Here is a 16,868-nt window from a genome sequence, read left to right as displayed (position 1 = left end):
GGTTCTACAAAGCGCATKTTAGGTCGTKGCGCTGCTTCAGCTATCGCAAGTGCATCGTTATAGTCATTCTTATTTCCCTGTCTGTAGGGCACGACATACTGAGGCGCTATCAATTTGACTTGATGACCCACTTTCTCAAACTCTCTAGCCCAGTAATTTGCGCCACCACAGGCTTCCATCACAACAAGACAAGGTTCTATTTGAGCAAGAAAAAGTACTAACTCTTTTCGCTTAATTATCTTCTTTTTGACRAGCTTTCCGGCTTTATTAACGCCAACAAAATGAAAAACAGACTTTGCGATATCAAGACCAATTGTAGTAATGTTCATAGTGGACCCGTCCTCTTTCTGATGAGTTTTAGCAACTACATCGTGGCCCATTGCGAGGCCGATTAAAAGTGGATGGGTCCATTCCATTATCCATGCCAAGCTCACGTCCTTTTCTCGATGACCTCAATTCAAATTGATTCTGAAAGGTTTTGTTCTGTGTCTATTAGTGACGAATACAGTTAAATCGAAGAGACACTAATCCCAGCGTAGATGCGTTAATACCCTCGAAAATATGGATGTATCTGCATAAAACGCTGCGGCAGGTAATGGTTTAGATTGAAGCCATGCCTTTCTGTAATAGAGCTAAAATAAATGAAGTATAAAGTTAGAGGTTGTAACTCGCTTTTACTCTTTTTCTTGCTAAGGATGCGAGTTTCAGCTTATTGAATAATTTCAGTCCATTCGTGTAATAAAGGTTTGTTCGTCATCTACAAATGCCACAAAGCCGTCGTAATAGATAAAGACTCGACCTCGTCCCTCAACTAGGCAGGCAAGCTGTGGGTTCAAATCTTCTTCGTTATCCTGACTTTTAAATGTACCAGTATCGGTGATTACGCCGCTGAGTGTAGGCAAATATCCATAAGTGCGCTTGGCTTGATCAATTAGGCTCAATTCACTGGCGCTAGAGAAGCAAGATGGGATAGCACCAGCCTCTTCGATAAACATCGTTTTCAGTTCTTCAAAAGCTGTAATCACCAGCCAGTCAATGCCGTTAACATGATGGATAAACATTGTTTATAAATACCTAGTTTCTCGATAATTCTGATGCGGAGATTTTATCACTATCAGGGGAGAATCTAGTAGAGGTTTAGTTGCTAAAGGTGGTGGTTTTGTCGTTTCATTTCCAAACTCCGTTTGGATTGAATCAAAATCGTGGCGCTTCGCCCACACCAGACGAAAGGGAAACAACAGCATTTCCCTTTTCGATATCCCTGCCGCCCCAAACGAAAAATGCTGAAAAGCGCATATTTTCAACGGGGATTGATCCAGCTTTAGACTTCGTTTGATTACTGCTTCGGCCTTATTCGAAAATGCTACCGCTTCCGATGGTGCATCCCTGCACCACGAAAGCTAGCCTGACGTCCTGTCAGGCTCACGCTATTTTCTTCAACGTCCTCAATTCAAATGGAGTCTTTTAAATGTAAGATCTACTAGCTTTAGCTCTTTAAATTATCACCAATGCTGTCAAATCGAAGAGACAATAAACCCAGTGTAGATGCAGCAGCGAGCTTCCAAAACATGGATGTTTTGGCAGAGCTTACATGGACGTACTTGCAGCGTCTCGCAGTTGTATCTGCACAAAAGCCTGCGGCAGGCAATGGATTAGATTGAAGTGATGGTCTTAAGTCATTGAGCCAATATAGATGAAGTACAAAACATAAACGGGTAACTCTTTTCAGCCCAAAACGTGTTTCAAATGATAGGTAGTAAAGATAAGTAACAGCCAGTAGACCAACTTTTTCTAATCGATAAGTGACTACTGCTGATTACTTCTGATAAGGCATCAATTTCAATGCTCACTTTGTACATATTTGTGCTCGTTTATCCAATACCACTCTGGTAGAGTGCTTATAAATCAATAGCTTTACTTTAGTAAGGCTTAAATAATAGGTTTATTAAATGTGCATGTGCGTTTTGCCAAATAAACGCGCATGGCGCACTATACAAATGTTATGTGTCAGTCACCACTGAGAGGTAATTTATGGAATTAAATATGGATATTAAAGATTGGATTACTATCAGTGCGGTAATAGCTGGCCCAATCTTAGCTGTACAAGCACAAAAGCTCATTGAAAGCATCAAAGAGGGAAAAGAACGAAAGCTTAGATTGTTCCATACTCTTATGGAGACTAGAGCTACCAGACTTTCTGGGTCTCACGTTTCAGCACTGAATATGATTGATTTGGAGTTCTACGGCAGATCACTGTTTGGAAAGCGCTGGCAATCCGAAGCGGATAAAAAAGTCACAAATGCTTGGAAAGTATATAACGATCATTTGAATAACAGGGTTCCTGATGAACGACTTGATGCGTGGACGGAGAAAGGCTACGAGTTATTTACAAGCCTACTTTATGCGATGTCACAGTCGCTGGGGTATGACTTCGATGAAGTTCAACTTAAAAGAGACTGCTACAGTCCAATTGCGCATGGTCGAATAGAACGAGAACAAACTCGAATACGGGAAGGTTTAGTGGATATTCTGGACGGTAAACGCTCTATTCCTATGGCTGTAACCTATTTACCTCCCTACCATCCAATTGATCCCGCTGAACAATCAGAAACACATAACAAATCAATCCAGCCGACCGCTGACGCGTCGGCTGATTGAGGCGTTACCGAATATCCGCTTGCCATATTTTCACTACTGAGGCTCATCACTTTAAGAGCTTTGACTCTATTCAATTTCTGTCCAAAAATAAGCTTTCAAACTTTATCCATTGAAGACCTTGGTAGATATAACTAAACCAAAGGTGCGAGCTTCATTAATTCAGCAATATTTTGCACTCCAAGTTTATCCATTAGTTTTGAACGATGAACTTCGATGGTTCTGACCGCAACGCATAATTCGTTAGACATCTGTTTATTAGTGTTACCTGCAATAACCAGTTTAAAAATTTGATGTTCACGCTCAGATAGGGCATCAATCAAAGCCAAATTATGCATTTTCCAATGCTGGCGCGTACTGTACTGAAGGCCTTTTTCAATTGACTGAGATAAGACTTTGCCTTGGACTGGTTTTTGAAAGAAATCAAAAGCACCTTGTTTAAATGCATCGACAGCCATAGGTACATCACCGTGACCTGTGAGGAAAATAATCGATAATGGACTTTTAGCTTCAATCAGTAATTGCTGCACTTCTGGGCCACTGAGGCCTGGCATCCTGGCATCTAAAATAACGCAACCTGCCAGCGACAAATCAACATTCGCTAAAAAGCGGTCACCGGAATTAAAGCTTTCGATTTGATAGCCAAAACCATCCATTAAAAAGGTTATTGAGTCGATGATGGCATCGTCATCATCCACCAGATAAACAGGTCCCATACTATTTTTCTGCACAGTAATTCCTTGCTAGAAACGAATGCTTAATTGATAAGTATCTCAGTTTGAGCCGATAAGCGAACTAATTTATACAAAGCATGAAATGCATCACGTTGCGCCAGAGTGGCACGTCGTAAGCTTATTATACTTTTCTAATGAAGGTTTTTACTGTGCTGCGGATATTATTAGTTCTTATAGCCATCAGTTTTTTATCGCCTGTTCACGCTAAGCCACAAGAGCTTTATGTGGGCGTGTTAGCTAATTGGGGAGATCAGCAAGCGATTGCTAGGTGGACACCCATGATGGATTATTTGAATGAGCAGGTTCCAGGAACAAACTTTCATGTTTATCCCGGTAATTTTGAGGCGCTTAATAAGGCTATGGAAACCGGAAAAATTCAGTTTATTATCACTAATCCAGGCCAGTACCTTTTCTTATCGAACCAATTCCCTTTATCGTGGCTAGCGACCATGCGCTCGCGCCGGCATAACGGGGCAACGTCGGCCATTGGTTCGGCCATTATTGTTAAAGCAGATAGCGATTATCGCACCTTATATGATTTAAAGAATAAGACTATTGCAGCCAGTGACCCCCATGCTTTGGGCGGGTATCAGGCGACCATTGGCCTAATGCATAAGTTAGGTATGGACACTAAAAACTACTTTAAAGATGTAAAGTTTCTAGGGTTTCCATTGGATCCGCTTTTATATCAAGTACGCGATGGCAATGTAGCTGCTGCAATAACCCCTTTATGTACCTTTGAAGATATGGTGGAGCGAGGGCTGATTAAAGAGGACGAGTTTCGAATATTAAACCCTAGTCGCCCTGAAGGTTTTGATTGTCAGTGCAGCACCCACCTTTATCCTAATTGGTCGTTTGCAGCCAACGAAAGCGTAGATATTGGGCTCAGTAAGCAAATCACCCAAGCGTTAATGGATTTACCTTCAGAACATCCTGCAGCGATACAAGCAAAGCTCAAGGGGTGGACATCGCCAATAAGTCAGTTAGCAGTGATTCAATTATTCAGTGAATTACATGTTGAAAATTCTGAAGTGAATCGCTGGGACACCTTATTGCGCTGGCTAAATGACAACCGTCACTGGGGTGGTTTAGCAGTGCTGTTGTTTCTTGTCGCCACCATTTATCACTTATGGATCGAATATCGTTTTCATCAAAAAAGTGAGTCATTAATTGAGTCTGAGCGTCAGTTAAAACAGCAAGAACTCGCCTTAGAAAAACTGCAAAGCGCTGCCATTATTGGTGAGATTGGTGCAGGGCTCGCTCATGAGATAAATCAGCCGATAGCAGCCATAACCAGTTATAGCGAAGGCGCGTTAATGCGAATGGAAAATCAGCAGCCGTTTGATCAACAAAAAGCCACTGAACTGCTCACTAAAATATATCAACAGTCGACCCGAGCTGGGGAAGTTGTACATCGAATCCGTGGACTATTAAAGCGTAAAGAAGCGGTGATGGTGGACGTCAATATTTTAAGTTTAGTGGATGAAAGTGTCTCATTATTAAAACTTGAATTAGCAAGGCATGACATCAGTATCGAAAATAGCACTAAAGGAGAGCCATTTTTTATTACTGCAGACAGGGTGGGCTTGATGCAAGTACTGATAAATTTAATCAAGAACAGTATCGATGCAATCAGTGACCCTAACCTAACGGAAGAGATTAAGCGCAGAAAAATTGTCATCGCAATGGACTTTAAAGAGCAGCAAGTGGATGTGTCGATTATTGATAATGGTCCCGGGTTACCCGCAGAGTCAGATGCGTTAATGGCTACCTTTTACACCACTAAAGAGAACGGTTTAGGGTTAGGGTTAGCGATTTGCAATGAAGTTATTAAAGAGCATGAGGGCGCATTCAGTCTTAAAAACCGTCAAGATGTTCAATCTGGCTCTATTGCAAAAATCAGTTTGAAAAAAAGAGGCTGCGAGCAAAAAGTAATTAGCTAATTCGAGCTTGTTATTTTCAGATTATTTAAATGAGATTGTGCAATTAAGGAAATGATTTTTGGATATTAAAGGCTGCCAGTTTGGCGGTCTTTTTTATTTTTATTCGAAATGTGGTTTACCACAATAGCTAAAATAATAAGGCTGTGTTGGTGGTTTTTTAAACCGTGAACATAGTCACAAACCAAGATACCAAGCTATCGATATGTGGTTTACCACAATATTCAATTGGCTTCTCCTGTTTGAGAATGATGAAAACCTTAGAACTACTTAACCGCGATGCAATTCAGTTTATAGGATTGGAAGTACGTCGATTAAGGCTCTTGGGAATCGTTGTCAATTGGGAGAAGTACCATGAAACTAGATCGGCGAACCTTTATCAAAGGCGCAGGAGCAGGCACCGCAGGTTGTGCCCTTGCTTCGCTGCCAGGCTCAATTGCAGCTTTGGGCAATGTCTCACTCAAAGGTAGTGAAACGTCTGTCGCAAGTAGCTGTGAAATGTGTTCTACACGTTGTCCTATCTCTGCCCGTGTCGTAAATGGCAAAAACGTATCCATTCTCGGTAATAAAAATGCCAAATCATTTGGTGGTGCTGTTTGTGCTCGCGGTGGTGCAGGCCATAGTTTACTTTACGATAAGCAGCGTATTGTTAAGCCACTGAAGCGAGTGGGCGAGCGTGGTGAAGGCAAGTGGGCTGAAATTGAGTGGGATGAAGCTTATAGTCTGATTGCTGAAAACCTCAATAAAATTAAAGCTAAGCATGGGGCAGAGTCAGTAGCATTTTCGTCTAAGTCAGGTTCTCTTGAAGGTCATCTTTTCCATCTTGCGAAAACATTTGGCAGCCCTAATACCTTTACTCACGCATCAACCTGTCCAGCGGGTTATGTGGTTGCAGCAAAAGCCATATTCGGTGGCAAAATCAAACGCGATCTAAGCAATTCAAAGTACATCATCAACTTCGGACATAACTTATATGAAGGCATCAACATGTCCGAAACTCGCGGCATGATGAACGCTCAAATGGAAAAAGGCGCAAAGCTAGTGGTATTTGAACCGCGCTTTTCTATCGTGGCTGACAAAGCCGATGAGTGGTATGCGATTAAGCCAGGCACTGATGTCGCGGTTGCGTTGGCCATGTGTCACACGCTTATTCACGATGATTTGTACGATAAAGATTTTGTCGCGAAATACGTTGAAGGCTTCGATGAGTTCGCTAAAGAAGTTAAAAACTACACCCCAGAGTGGGCTGAAGCCATTAGTGATGTTCCTGCTGAAGATATTCGCCGCATAACCCATGAATACGCAGCTGCAGCGCCACATGCGTTAGTGGATTTTGGTCACCGGGCTTCGTTCACAACTGAAGAGTTTGAAATGCGCCGCGCGTTATACGCTGCCAATGTATTGGTGGGTAATATTGAACGTAAGGGCGGTTTATATTTTGGTAAAAAAGCACCCAAATATAATAAGTTTGCTGGTGAAAATGTAGCTCCTACGCTGTCTAAACCTGGGGTTAAAAATCTGCCCCAAATAGATGCTAAACGTATTGATATGGTGGATGAACAATACTCCTTGTTATGGTCATCTGGCGGCGTTTATCAAAGTATTCTAGACGCCACACTCAACGCTGTGCCTTATCAGCTCCATGGCTGGGTAATGAGCCGTACTAATCCAATGCAAACCATGACTGATAGAGCGCGCATTGTTGAATCAATGCAGAAGCTGGATTTTGTGGTGGCGTGTGATTTGTACATCACTGAGAGCGCAGCCTACGCTGACGTATTCTTGCCTGAATCCACCTATCTTGAACGTGATGAAGAGATTAAAGATAAGTCAGGTAAAAATCCTGCTTATTATGTGCGTCAGCGTGTAGTGGATACCATTGGTGATACCAAACCTAGCTGGCAAATTTGGAAAGAGGTCGCTGACAAGTTAGGCCAAGGTGAGTATTTCCCTTGGGATAACATGCAAATCCTGCAAATGTTCCAAGTGAATAAAGACGTTAAATTATTAGACAAGATTAAGCGTGATGGTTGGGTCAGCTACGGTAAGCCGCTGATGCTGCGTGAACCAAGCATGGTCAATACGTTTGTGTCTGAGTACCCCAATGCCATTACTCCTGATGAAGATACCACTTATGCCAGCCATATGAGCTTCAAAACGCCTTCAGGGAAAATTGAATTAAGTTCCAGCAAAGTTGAAAAAATGGCGCCAGGGCGCGGGGTGATTAAATACCGCGAAGTGAATATGAAAAAAGCAGACGAGCTATTTTTCATTCAAGGCAAAGTGGCGGTTCATACCAATGGTGCGACGCAAAATGTACCAATGCTAGCCAATCTTATGTCTGATAACGCCTTGTGGATCCACCCTATTACAGCGGGATTAATGGGTATTTCTAGTGGCGATAAAATTCGCATTTATAACGATACAGGTAGTGAAGAAGGTCATGCTCTGGTTACGCCAGGTATTCGCCCTGACACTGTATTTGCTTATATGGGCTGCGGTTCCAAAAACAAAGAGCTTGCACGTGCTACCGGTAAAGGTATTCATTGCGGCAACTTACTTCCTCACGTTACCTCTCCGGTTACTGGCATGAACTTGCACACTACCGGCGTCAAAATAGCCAAGATTTAATCGGAGTTCATTATGACTAAACGTTATGTCCTTGTGCACGATGAAAACAAGTGCATTGGCTGCCAAGCGTGTAATGTCGCTTGTCGCAGTGAAAATAATGTCCCTGAGTCGGTGACCCGTATTCAGGTGAGAATCGAGGGGCCTTACGGTAATTTCCCTCACCTTCATTTTAAATATAACCGCGTATCGTGTGAGCAGTGTGAGAATGCTCCGTGTGTGAAAGTCTGCCCAACTGGCGCGGCTTACGTTAATGATGATGGCATTGTGTCTATCAATGAAGGCAAGTGTGTTGGTTGCTTGTATTGTGTAGCAGCTTGCCCTTATAAAGTGCGCTTTATTAACCCTGAAACCCGCGTGCCAGATAAGTGTGACTTCTGTAAAGAGACTCGTTTAGCTCGCGGCGAAGAGCCAGCTTGTGTCGCGGTTTGTCCCACTCAAGCACTGACCTTTGGTGATGCGAATGACTTAAGTTCTGAAGTGAGTCAGTTGCTAGACACCAAAAACCATTATCAACAAAAAGTGAATCTAGGCACTGAGCCAAGGGTTTATCGTATTCCTAGCCGTAAAGGAGGGATCAAAGCATGAATAATATCTGGGGCTCAATGGAGCAATACGATCCAGTCGTCTGGAACTGGATAATCGCAGTGTATTTATTTATGGCTGGGTTATCAGCAGGTTCAATGCTGGTGGCAATAGGGCTCAAATGGTACAAGCAAAGCCGTGGCTTACCCGCTGAAGGCTTACCTGTCATCAAAGCCGCTGCAGTGGTAGGGCCTGGGGCAATTTGTTTAGGGATGGCGCTGTTAGTGCTTGATTTAACAAAGCCATTTGAGTTTTATCATATCCTCCTGAACTATAACTTTACCTCGGTGATGGCTTGGGGTGTGTTAGCACTGTTATTTTATATTCCGCTGGTATTTGTATTTGCAGGCTTAGTATTTGAAAAACCATTACTTCATTATGCGCCATGGTTATCTGGTGTGGTTAAGGTATGCCGTCAAATCGAAAATAGCTTAAATAAACTGATTTTTGTGCTGGCGATAGGGGTTGGGGTTTACACAGGCTTCTTATTATCTGCGCTAATTAGTTACCCGATTTTAAACACTGCAGTATTGCCTGCACTGTTTTTAGCCTCGGCGTTGTCGGTGGGCTCTGCGGGTAATATTTTAGTGGCGACCTTGTTCTTCAGTAAAAAAGAGTCTGATTGTATCGAGCAAGTTCACCGTATTGAATATCCAGTGGCCTTTAACGAAGCCTTATGTTTAGTCTTGTTGTTTGTTGGCCTTAACTTCTCAGGCCCTGCTGCGCAAGCTGCAACATCAGCCATCACTACAGGAACCTGGGCAAGTGTGTTCTGGTTAGGAGTTGTTGGTTTAGGGCTTGTTGTGCCAGTACTTGCTAGCACGGTTGCACCCAAGTCATGGCGTCATACTAAAGGGTTCTTAATTACAGTTTCATGTAGCACCATTCTTGGGGTGTTAGCTCTAAGGCACTTTGTGGTGTATGCCGGTCAAAGTTATATTAGTTAGTCAGCACCATTAAAAAACAATGCCGCTGCTTTTATAGAGTCAGCGGCATTTTTGTTGCTATTTACAAGTGACTTTTACAAATGACCTTTGCCACTGACAATCACAAGTGATTTTTGCCAAAGGCAATCACAAGTGATCTTAGTAATCGTTACTCATATTGGATGTCACAAAGAGTGTGCTAGATTATCGATGCTCTAAGCTGGCAGAAAATAGACATAAAAAAACCACCGAGAAGGTGGTTTTTTTTGAAAGCAAAAGTACGTTAGCTTTTAGCTCGCTTCATTGCAGTGAAGAACTCATCGTTTGTTTTGGTCATTGCCAATTTATCGATAAGGAATTCCATGCCTGATACTTCATCCATTGGATTAAGGATTTTACGTAAAATCCACATTTTCTGAAGTTCATCTGGCGTTGTTAGCTTTTCTTCACGACGTGTACCTGAGCGGTTGAAGTCAATCGCTGGGAAAACTCGTTTTTCAGCTGCTTTACGAGAAAGGTGTAACTCTTGGTTACCTGTACCTTTAAATTCTTCGTAAATCACTTCATCCATTTTAGAACCAGTATCAACTAGCGCTGTTGCGATAATAGTTAAGCTGCCACCGTGTTCGATGTTACGAGCTGCACCAAAGAAACGCTTTGGACGATGAAGTGCGTTAGCATCAACACCACCGGTAAGTACTTTACCTGATGATGGGATAACCGTGTTGTAAGCACGAGCAAGACGCGTGATTGAGTCTAATAAGATAACGACATCTTTCTTATGCTCAACTAAACGTTTGGCTTTCTCGATAACCATTTCAGCCACTTGTACGTGACGTGATGCAGGCTCATCGAAAGTAGAAGCAATAACTTCACCTTTAACCATGCGCTGCATTTCGGTTACTTCTTCAGGACGTTCGTCGATTAGCAATACCATTAACACCACTTCTGGGTTGTTATGGGTAATGCTTTGCGCCATGTTCTGTAGCAGTAAGGTTTTACCTGCTTTTGGCGGAGCAACGATCAAACCACGTTGACCTTTACCAATCGGAGAACATAAATCAAGAATACGTGAAGTGATGTCTTCAGTAGAACCGTTACCACGTTCCATTCGCAGACGATCTTCAGCATGCAGTGGGGTAAGGTTTTCGAATAAGATTTTTGAGCGGGAATTTTCAGGCTTGTCGAAGTTAACTTCGTTGACTTTTAGCAGAGCAAAATAGCGTTCACCGTCTTTCGGTGGGCGGATTTTACCAAAAATGGTATCACCGGTACGCATATTGAAGCGTCTGATCTGGCTTGGTGAGACATAAATGTCATCTGGGCCAGCTAAGTAAGAACCATCTGAACTTCTTAAAAATCCGAATCCATCTTGGAGGATTTCTAATACACCGCCACCAAAGATATCTTCACCGCTTTTGGCGTGGGCTTTCAGAATGGAGAAAATGATGTCCTGCTTGCGAGCACGGGCCATATTTTCTAATTTCATGCTTTCTGCTAGTGAAACTAGGTCTGATATAGACGTGTCTTTTAATTCAGTTAAATTCATGTTGGGGGTCTTGTATTACGCGACGATGCTTACCGCAATCAATCATAGGGTATAACAATGTTGAAATGTGTGATTGATAAGCGAGTAGGAGTTTAGTTGAAAAAATCTGCTGAATAAATTAGCACTATATGGACTGGGCGTCCAGAATTTTAGCGAAATAACGGCACAAATTGTTCACATATTGTGCCGATAATCACTATTCAAGCTTAAAATGCGCAGCTTTACCATGTGGTGTGTCGGTTGAGTTAACTAAATATTGTTAGTTTATAAACAATAACGAGCCAACTTGATTAGCTCGTTATGAATAAAATTCAACTTTAAACCGATAAGCTGTGATTTTAATAAGAGGCTTGATTAAGCTTTTGCGTCAATGAACTCTTTTAATTGAGTCTTTGATAATGCACCTACTTTAGTGGCAACTAACTCGCCGCCTTTGAACATTAATAATGTAGGAATGCCACGTACGCCGTACTTAGCAGGTGATACATTATTTTGGTCAACGTTAAGTTTAGCTACAGTAATCTTACCCGCGTACTCTTCAGCTACGTCGTCTAAGATTGGGGCAATCATTTTACAAGGACCACACCATTCAGCCCAGAAGTCTACCAATACAGGCAATTCTGAGTTAATGACGTCATTTTCGAAGCTGTCATCGCTTAGGTATACAATTTTATCGCTCATGTAAATCTCCAGATTTGGCACCATTGCTAGTTTATTAATGGCTTACCATGTATATTGGGGCGGTTAAATAGTTTTCAAGTAAACGTGTGGGCTATTTCAAACGATTGAGTCTTTTTTTGCAACACTAACGAGTATGCTTGTGCTATGAGCGAAACACATTTATCTACCCAAAAGTTCGCTGACTTCCCTTTGAAACCAGAGGTACTTCAGGCTTTAAACGAAAATGGCTTTGAATTTTGTACGCCAATTCAGGCGTTATCTCTCCCCATTTTATTACAACAAAAAGATATTGCAGGTCAGGCACAAACAGGTACTGGCAAAACAATGGCTTTTTTAGTGGCTACTTTTAACCACCTTTTATCTGTTGCCGTACCAGAAGGGCGACAAGTCAATCAGCCACGTTCAATTATTATGGCGCCGACTCGCGAATTAGCGATTCAGATTGCAAAAGATGCCAAATTACTTGAAAAACATACTGGCCTTAAAGTCGGTATCGTTTATGGCGGTGAAAGTTATGATGTACAGCGTCAAGTGCTTGATGCTGGTGTTGATATCTTAATTGGTACAACAGGCCGTATTATCGATTACGTTCGTCAAGGTGTGATCAGTCTGAACTCAATTCAGGCGGTAGTACTTGATGAAGCAGATCGCATGTTTGATTTAGGTTTCATTAAAGACATTCGTTTCTTATTCAGACGTATGCCAGATGCTAAGTCACGTTTAAACATGCTTTATTCGGCAACCTTGTCGATGAAGGTGCAAGAGCTTGCTTATGATCATATGAATGATCCTGAGAAAGTTGAAATTGCCCCTGAGCAAAAAACGTCTAAGAACATTAAAGAAGAAATTTTCTATCCATCAACAGAAGATAAAATGCGTCTGTTGTTGACCTTACTCGAAGAAGATTGGCCTGAAAAAGCCATTATTTTCTCAAATACCAAGCACAGCTGTGAAAAGGTATGGTCATGGTTAGAAGGTGATGGTCATCGTGTTGGTTTACTGACTGGTGATGTGCCGCAAAAGAAACGTATTCGTATTCTTGAGCAATTCACTTCTGGCAAACTCGATTTGTTAGTGGCGACGGATGTTGCTGCCCGTGGCTTGCACATCTCTGATGTATCTCATGTATATAACTATGATTTACCAGATGACTGTGAAGATTACGTTCACCGTATTGGCCGTACTGGCCGTGCCGGTCAAAAAGGCGTGTCAGTGAGCTTTGCATGTGAAGAGTATGCATTGAACTTACCTGCAATTGAGACTTACATTAAGCACTCAATTCCAGTAACGAATTACGACCGTGAAGCATTACTTGATGATTTACCGCCTCCAGTGCGTATTCATCGTAAACACCCAACGACACGTGGTCGTGATGGTGGTAATCGTAACGGTGCACACCGCAGCGGTGGTCGTCCACCACAAAGGAACCGTAGACACTCGTAAATGACTGGTTCAGCTACATTACCTTGTTACGCCGCGATAACGCTTGGCTCAAATAGCTTTAATATGTTGGTTGCCCAAACATTGGATGGCCAACCAACGATTATTGCTAAATATAAGCAAAAAGTGCGTTTGGCTGAAGGTATTGGCGAGGATAATCGCTTAGCTGAAGTCGTATTACAACGTGGTCTCGATTGCTTATCCATGTTCGCTGAGATGCTTGAAAAGCATCAGGTCGCTCAGCAACATGTCGCTGTTTTTGCAACGGCAACCCTACGCGTTATTTCTAATGCTGACGAATTTCATCAACGCTCGTTACCGATTTTAGGTCATCCTATTGAAGTGATTAGCGGCCTGCGTGAAGCTGAACTCATTTACCAAGGCATGGCAGCCACCACAGAAGGTGATGGTCAACGTTTGGTGATTGATATTGGCGGTGCTAGCACTGAGTTTATTATCGGTAATGGCAATCAAGTGCTATTTAAAACCAGTTTAGACTTTGGTTGTGTTCGCTTTAATCAGCAGTTTTTTAATCAAGTCCCTTATCAACTTCATCATTTTGAACAAGCCAAATTAGCCGTATCAAAGGCACTAGAACCGCATAGTGAGTTATTGAGAGAATTAGGCTGGCAAGGCGTTGTAGGTGCCTCTGGCGCAGTACAATCTGTAGTCTCAGTATTAAATCATCGTGAGTTATCAGAAATCATCACCCTCAAAGTGTTATACCGTTTTCGTGATGAAGTATTGGCGCAAAAAAATGAGTCGCTGCACCATATTCAAGGGTTGTCAGCAGAGAAAGCTCCAACGTTTGCCTCAGGAATTGCGATTTTAATCGCCTTGTTTGAACTGCTAGATATCGAATCACTTAACCTTTCTGGCGGTGCACTGCGAGAAGGCGTATTAGCCATGTTAGCTGAACGAGTTGAGCAAACTGAAAAAGCTATTTCATAGTTTAGAGTTTAGAGTTTAGAGTTTAGAGTTTAGTTACTCAAAAGCAGCAAAAGTACACAAAAAAGGCGCTAACTAACGTTAGCGCCTTTTTATTATCAATAAATCAGATGCTTAAATACTGATTATTTAACGATTTTCAATAAGTCTTGCTCTAAAGTCACTTCAGGGCGTTCTACGATACGGCCAATTTCTTTACCGTCTTGCTCAACGATGAAAGTTGGGATACGAGTGAACTCGTAATTAGCTGCTAAGCCTTCTGGATCAAGCTTGCTGCGATCAACACCAATGTAGGTGACAGTGATATTTGGGTTAGCAACTTCTTCGATTAGCTTCATGAAACGTGGTGTTTCACGGTGGCAATCTGGACACCAAGTACCAATAATCACCACAACATTCGTTGGCGTGGTAATGGCCTTTAACTCAGAGATAGTCGCGGCATCTGTTTGATAGTTTTCAAACTCTTCTGCATATCCTGGTAAATCTTTTTCTAATGCTGAAATTTCAACAATACCTGTGATAATCACTTCTTGTTTCTCCTCGCTACATGTCGCCATGAAGCCTGATTGCTCTTCATCAAATGCACAGCCGCTGCTTGCTAAGGCTGAACCTACAACCAATTGGCTGCTAAAGAAAAGGGCGGTTGTGGCTAATAATGTTTTAACAGTTTTATGCATGATAAAGTCTCATGAAAGAAGAATGCAATTATTCAATCATTTTGACGTAAGTTAGGGAAGTTGAATATGAGCTAGCTGTTAGCTAGATCACTCACATAGGCAATAATTCAAAGAGAAATTTGAACTTGCCCATAAGAGTGAAAACTACTGTTACATTGATAAGAATCTTATCGCATATCATATTCCCGATGCAGTGCTTTGACGTTCATGAGGCTGCTTTTCACTAGAGAATATGTGCCAAGATTGCTCAATACCTGACTCTTGCCATTTTGCGACTGCCACCAGCCTATGTTGTCGGCCTTTGATTGAGGCTGGGATCATGTTGTCTTCAAAATACACTTGCGAGGTAATTTGCTGCTCGCTGATCCCTTGAGCCACAATTAAGCGGGTAATTTCAGCCGTTCTTTTTTTAGCAAGCTCATGATTATAGTCATCGCTACCTTCAGGGCTGGTGTCACCGATTAAATAGATTTTTGCGTCAGGGTGATGTTTAACGGCATTGACCATTTTTGCTAATCTGCGTGACTCGTATGGCGTTAATGTGTGCTCATCGAACTCGAACATCACTACTCTGCTGGCTTTCTTTTCAATAGTGGTGGCATTTTCACAACCATCATTGTTAATCACCGAACCTGAAGGGGTGGTTAAGCAAAGATCTCGTGCTGTGATTACGCCGTCGGCATCTATGTCGGTTAAATCTCTGCTTTGCTGCTCAACCATTGCAGGTTTTGGGGTTTCAATACAAGCCGTGAGTAAAAGCGGCATGAGGCAAAGAGGTAGTAGGTTAATGAGTTTCATATTACTTCTCCTCTTGCCATTGTGTTGGTGTGTCGACTCTAAATGATTCAATTAGCTGTCCTGTTGCGTTGATCAAACGGTATGAGGCGATATGATAATTGTAATAGGCACTGAGGTAGTTTTTACGTGCAAGATAAACTTCAACTTTCGCATCAAGTACATCCAGTAATGAGCGTCTGCCTAATTCAAATTGGCGTTGGTAACCTTGCTCTGCTTGAACAGCTTGGTCAACATTCACTTGATAGAACTTACGCTGTTGGCCGACAAACTCGTAAGCATTCCAAGCTAGACGAGTGCCTTCAATGACTTGCTTTTCGGTTTGCTGGCGAATGGATTTAGCTTGCTGAACTTGCCACGCTGCGGCTTCGGCGCGGTCATTGGTTGAGCCACCATTATATAAATCATAGCTCAGCATTAGCATGGCTCGGGCGTCTTCATCTGGGCCTTCGATGCCACCGATATTGTCATTTTTATTGGCTTGTAGCTCGATAGATAGCTTAGGCCAATAATCACTCTTTTCCCGCTCATACTGTGACGAAGCTGCTTGAGTATCACTGATGGCGGCGTCTATCTCAGGGTGGTTTTTAACGGCTTGCTCAAGGGCAAGTTTTAAAGAGGTAGGCACATAGGTAAAGTCAGGCTTGGCATCGTGAAGCTCAGTGGGAAGCTGGCCTACAAGGTCATAGTATCTTGCTTGTAAATCCATTTGCTCATTTCGGGCAGCAAGGTAGCCTGATTGACTGGTTGCTACTCGAGCTTTGACTTGAGCAACATCTGATTCGCTACTGAGTCCCTTGGCTTGACGTAATATAATGTCTTTTAAAATATCTTCGTGTTCAGCAATATTTCGTTCAGCCAAGCCGACAACTCGATTAGATAGCATTAAATTTAAATAGACATTCGCCACATCTAAACTTAAATTTTCCGCTTCAGAAATCAATCCGAAACGTTCTGCTTCTTGTTCAAATTCAAGTCGGTCTATTTCAGATGTAGTTCTAAAACCATCGAACAAAAGTTGCGAGACCTTTACACCGAGTTCAGTGCGGTTTAAATCTGTGTCTACTCGTTGTCCGCTGTTATAGCGCACTTCTTCATAGCCAACTCCACCATAGAGTTTCACTTGTGGCAGGTAGTCTCCGACAGCGGCTTTTTTGTATCTAACAGCCGCTTCAAAACTGGCATATTTTTGCTGCAGTCTTGGGTGATGATTTATTGCTTCAGCCACAGACTGTTCTAGCGTCATTGCTTGAACTTGAGTTGACATCACTAAAGCAGAAATGAATAGCAGTTTTTGCATAGTATCCTTA

15 protein-coding genes are annotated in these 16,868 nt (G+C 42.3%); 7 read left to right on the top strand and 8 right to left on the bottom strand.

All coding sequences use genetic code 11. The annotated features are described in order from the left end of the window. On the bottom strand, positions 1-329 hold a 329-nt coding region (locus tag FNZ24_RS18500), incomplete at its 3' end, for an IS110 family transposase (protein ID WP_153916313.1). Positions 330-722: 393 nt separating this feature from the next. Then, a complete protein-coding gene (locus FNZ24_RS18495) occupies positions 723-1,061 on the bottom strand; it encodes a cytosolic protein (RefSeq protein WP_153916311.1) in 339 nt (112 codons plus the stop codon). Positions 1,062-2,043: 982 nt separating this feature from the next. Here FNZ24_RS18495 and FNZ24_RS18490 point away from each other — a divergent pair. Then, on the top strand, positions 2,044-2,658 hold the full coding sequence (locus FNZ24_RS18490; protein ID WP_153916310.1) for a DUF6680 family protein: 615 nt from the start codon (positions 2,044-2,046) through the stop codon (positions 2,656-2,658). A gap of 131 nt (positions 2,659-2,789) precedes the next feature. Here the strand turns inward: FNZ24_RS18490 and FNZ24_RS18485 are convergent, their stop codons facing one another. After that, entirely contained in the window at positions 2,790-3,371 is a 582-nt protein-coding gene (locus FNZ24_RS18485) for a response regulator transcription factor (protein WP_153916312.1), read from the bottom strand. A 167-nt stretch (positions 3,372-3,538) separates the two neighbouring features. Here FNZ24_RS18485 and FNZ24_RS18480 point away from each other — a divergent pair, with 167 nt between their 5' ends. From FNZ24_RS18480 to nrfD, 4 genes are all read left to right on the top strand, one after another. Continuing rightward, positions 3,539-5,332 (top strand): sensor histidine kinase, encoded by a 1,794-nt coding sequence (locus tag FNZ24_RS18480; protein ID WP_153916309.1) that lies wholly within the window; start codon positions 3,539-3,541, stop codon positions 5,330-5,332. Positions 5,333-5,683: 351 nt separating this feature from the next. Further along, the gene (gene phsA / locus FNZ24_RS18475; protein WP_153916308.1) at positions 5,684-7,960 is read left to right on the top strand and encodes a thiosulfate reductase PhsA; all 2,277 of its coding nucleotides are present in this window, start codon (positions 5,684-5,686) and stop codon (positions 7,958-7,960) included. Positions 7,961-7,972: 12 nt separating this feature from the next. After that, a complete protein-coding gene (locus FNZ24_RS18470; protein WP_153916307.1) occupies positions 7,973-8,545 on the top strand; it encodes a 4Fe-4S dicluster domain-containing protein in 573 nt (190 codons plus the stop codon). Beyond that, entirely contained in the window at positions 8,542-9,489 is a 948-nt protein-coding gene (gene nrfD, locus FNZ24_RS18465; protein WP_153916306.1) for an NrfD/PsrC family molybdoenzyme membrane anchor subunit, read from the top strand. Before FNZ24_RS18470 ends, nrfD begins: the two co-directional genes overlap by 4 nt. A gap of 262 nt (positions 9,490-9,751) precedes the next feature. Here the strand turns inward: nrfD and rho are convergent, their stop codons facing one another. Beyond that, a complete protein-coding gene (rho, locus tag FNZ24_RS18460; RefSeq protein WP_102529368.1) occupies positions 9,752-11,017 on the bottom strand; it encodes a transcription termination factor Rho in 1,266 nt (421 codons plus the stop codon). A gap of 354 nt (positions 11,018-11,371) precedes the next feature. Further along, the gene (gene trxA / locus FNZ24_RS18455) at positions 11,372-11,698 is read right to left on the bottom strand and encodes a thioredoxin TrxA (RefSeq protein WP_153916305.1); all 327 of its coding nucleotides are present in this window, start codon (positions 11,696-11,698) and stop codon (positions 11,372-11,374) included. Positions 11,699-11,842: 144 nt separating this feature from the next. Between trxA and rhlB the strand changes: the two genes are divergently transcribed. Continuing rightward, entirely contained in the window at positions 11,843-13,141 is a 1,299-nt protein-coding gene (gene rhlB, locus FNZ24_RS18450) for an ATP-dependent RNA helicase RhlB (RefSeq protein ID WP_153916304.1), read from the top strand. Further along, on the top strand, positions 13,142-14,089 hold the full coding sequence (locus tag FNZ24_RS18445; RefSeq protein WP_153916303.1) for an exopolyphosphatase: 948 nt from the start codon (positions 13,142-13,144) through the stop codon (positions 14,087-14,089). A 122-nt stretch (positions 14,090-14,211) separates the two neighbouring features. Here FNZ24_RS18445 and FNZ24_RS18440 read toward each other — a convergent pair whose 3' ends face one another. From FNZ24_RS18440 to FNZ24_RS18430, 3 genes are all read right to left on the bottom strand, one after another. Next, complete coding sequence (locus FNZ24_RS18440; RefSeq protein ID WP_153916302.1) at positions 14,212-14,763, bottom strand: thioredoxin family protein; 552 nt, start codon at positions 14,761-14,763, stop codon at positions 14,212-14,214. Between the two features lie 177 nt (positions 14,764-14,940). After that, on the bottom strand, positions 14,941-15,561 hold the full coding sequence (locus tag FNZ24_RS18435) for an OmpA family protein (RefSeq protein ID WP_153916301.1): 621 nt from the start codon (positions 15,559-15,561) through the stop codon (positions 14,941-14,943). A gap of 1 nt (position 15,562) precedes the next feature. Further along, positions 15,563-16,858 (bottom strand): TolC family outer membrane protein, encoded by a 1,296-nt coding sequence (locus FNZ24_RS18430; RefSeq protein WP_153916300.1) that lies wholly within the window; start codon positions 16,856-16,858, stop codon positions 15,563-15,565. Positions 16,859-16,868: the final 10 nt, after the last annotated feature.

Source organism: Shewanella sp. TC10 (genome assembly GCF_009663145.1).
In the GTDB taxonomy this organism is placed as follows: Bacteria; Pseudomonadota; Gammaproteobacteria; order Enterobacterales; family Shewanellaceae; genus Shewanella.
The sequence above is the reverse complement of the archived record's forward strand: the minus strand, read 5'-3'. Positions and strand labels throughout refer to the sequence as shown.

Excerpts from the sequence above, each read along its gene's own strand:
- FNZ24_RS18495 (WP_153916311.1), bottom strand. The coding sequence starts at position 1,061 with ATGTTTATCCATCATGTTAACGGCATTGACTGGCTGGTGATTACAGCT.
- FNZ24_RS18490 (WP_153916310.1), top strand. The coding sequence starts at position 2,044 with ATGGATATTAAAGATTGGATTACTATCAGTGCGGTAATAGCTGGCCCA.
- FNZ24_RS18485 (WP_153916312.1), bottom strand. The coding sequence starts at position 3,371 with ATGGGACCTGTTTATCTGGTGGATGATGACGATGCCATCATCGACTCA.
- phsA (WP_153916308.1), top strand. The coding sequence starts at position 5,684 with ATGAAACTAGATCGGCGAACCTTTATCAAAGGCGCAGGAGCAGGCACC.
- FNZ24_RS18470 (WP_153916307.1), top strand. The coding sequence starts at position 7,973 with ATGACTAAACGTTATGTCCTTGTGCACGATGAAAACAAGTGCATTGGC.
- nrfD (WP_153916306.1), top strand. The coding sequence starts at position 8,542 with ATGAATAATATCTGGGGCTCAATGGAGCAATACGATCCAGTCGTCTGG.
- rho (WP_102529368.1), bottom strand. The coding sequence starts at position 11,017 with ATGAATTTAACTGAATTAAAAGACACGTCTATATCAGACCTAGTTTCA.
- trxA (WP_153916305.1), bottom strand. The coding sequence starts at position 11,698 with ATGAGCGATAAAATTGTATACCTAAGCGATGACAGCTTCGAAAATGAC.
- rhlB (WP_153916304.1), top strand. The coding sequence starts at position 11,843 with ATGAGCGAAACACATTTATCTACCCAAAAGTTCGCTGACTTCCCTTTG.
- FNZ24_RS18445 (WP_153916303.1), top strand. The coding sequence starts at position 13,142 with ATGACTGGTTCAGCTACATTACCTTGTTACGCCGCGATAACGCTTGGC.
- FNZ24_RS18440 (WP_153916302.1), bottom strand. The coding sequence starts at position 14,763 with ATGCATAAAACTGTTAAAACATTATTAGCCACAACCGCCCTTTTCTTT.
- FNZ24_RS18435 (WP_153916301.1), bottom strand. The coding sequence starts at position 15,561 with ATGAAACTCATTAACCTACTACCTCTTTGCCTCATGCCGCTTTTACTC.
- FNZ24_RS18430 (WP_153916300.1), bottom strand. The coding sequence starts at position 16,858 with ATGCAAAAACTGCTATTCATTTCTGCTTTAGTGATGTCAACTCAAGTT.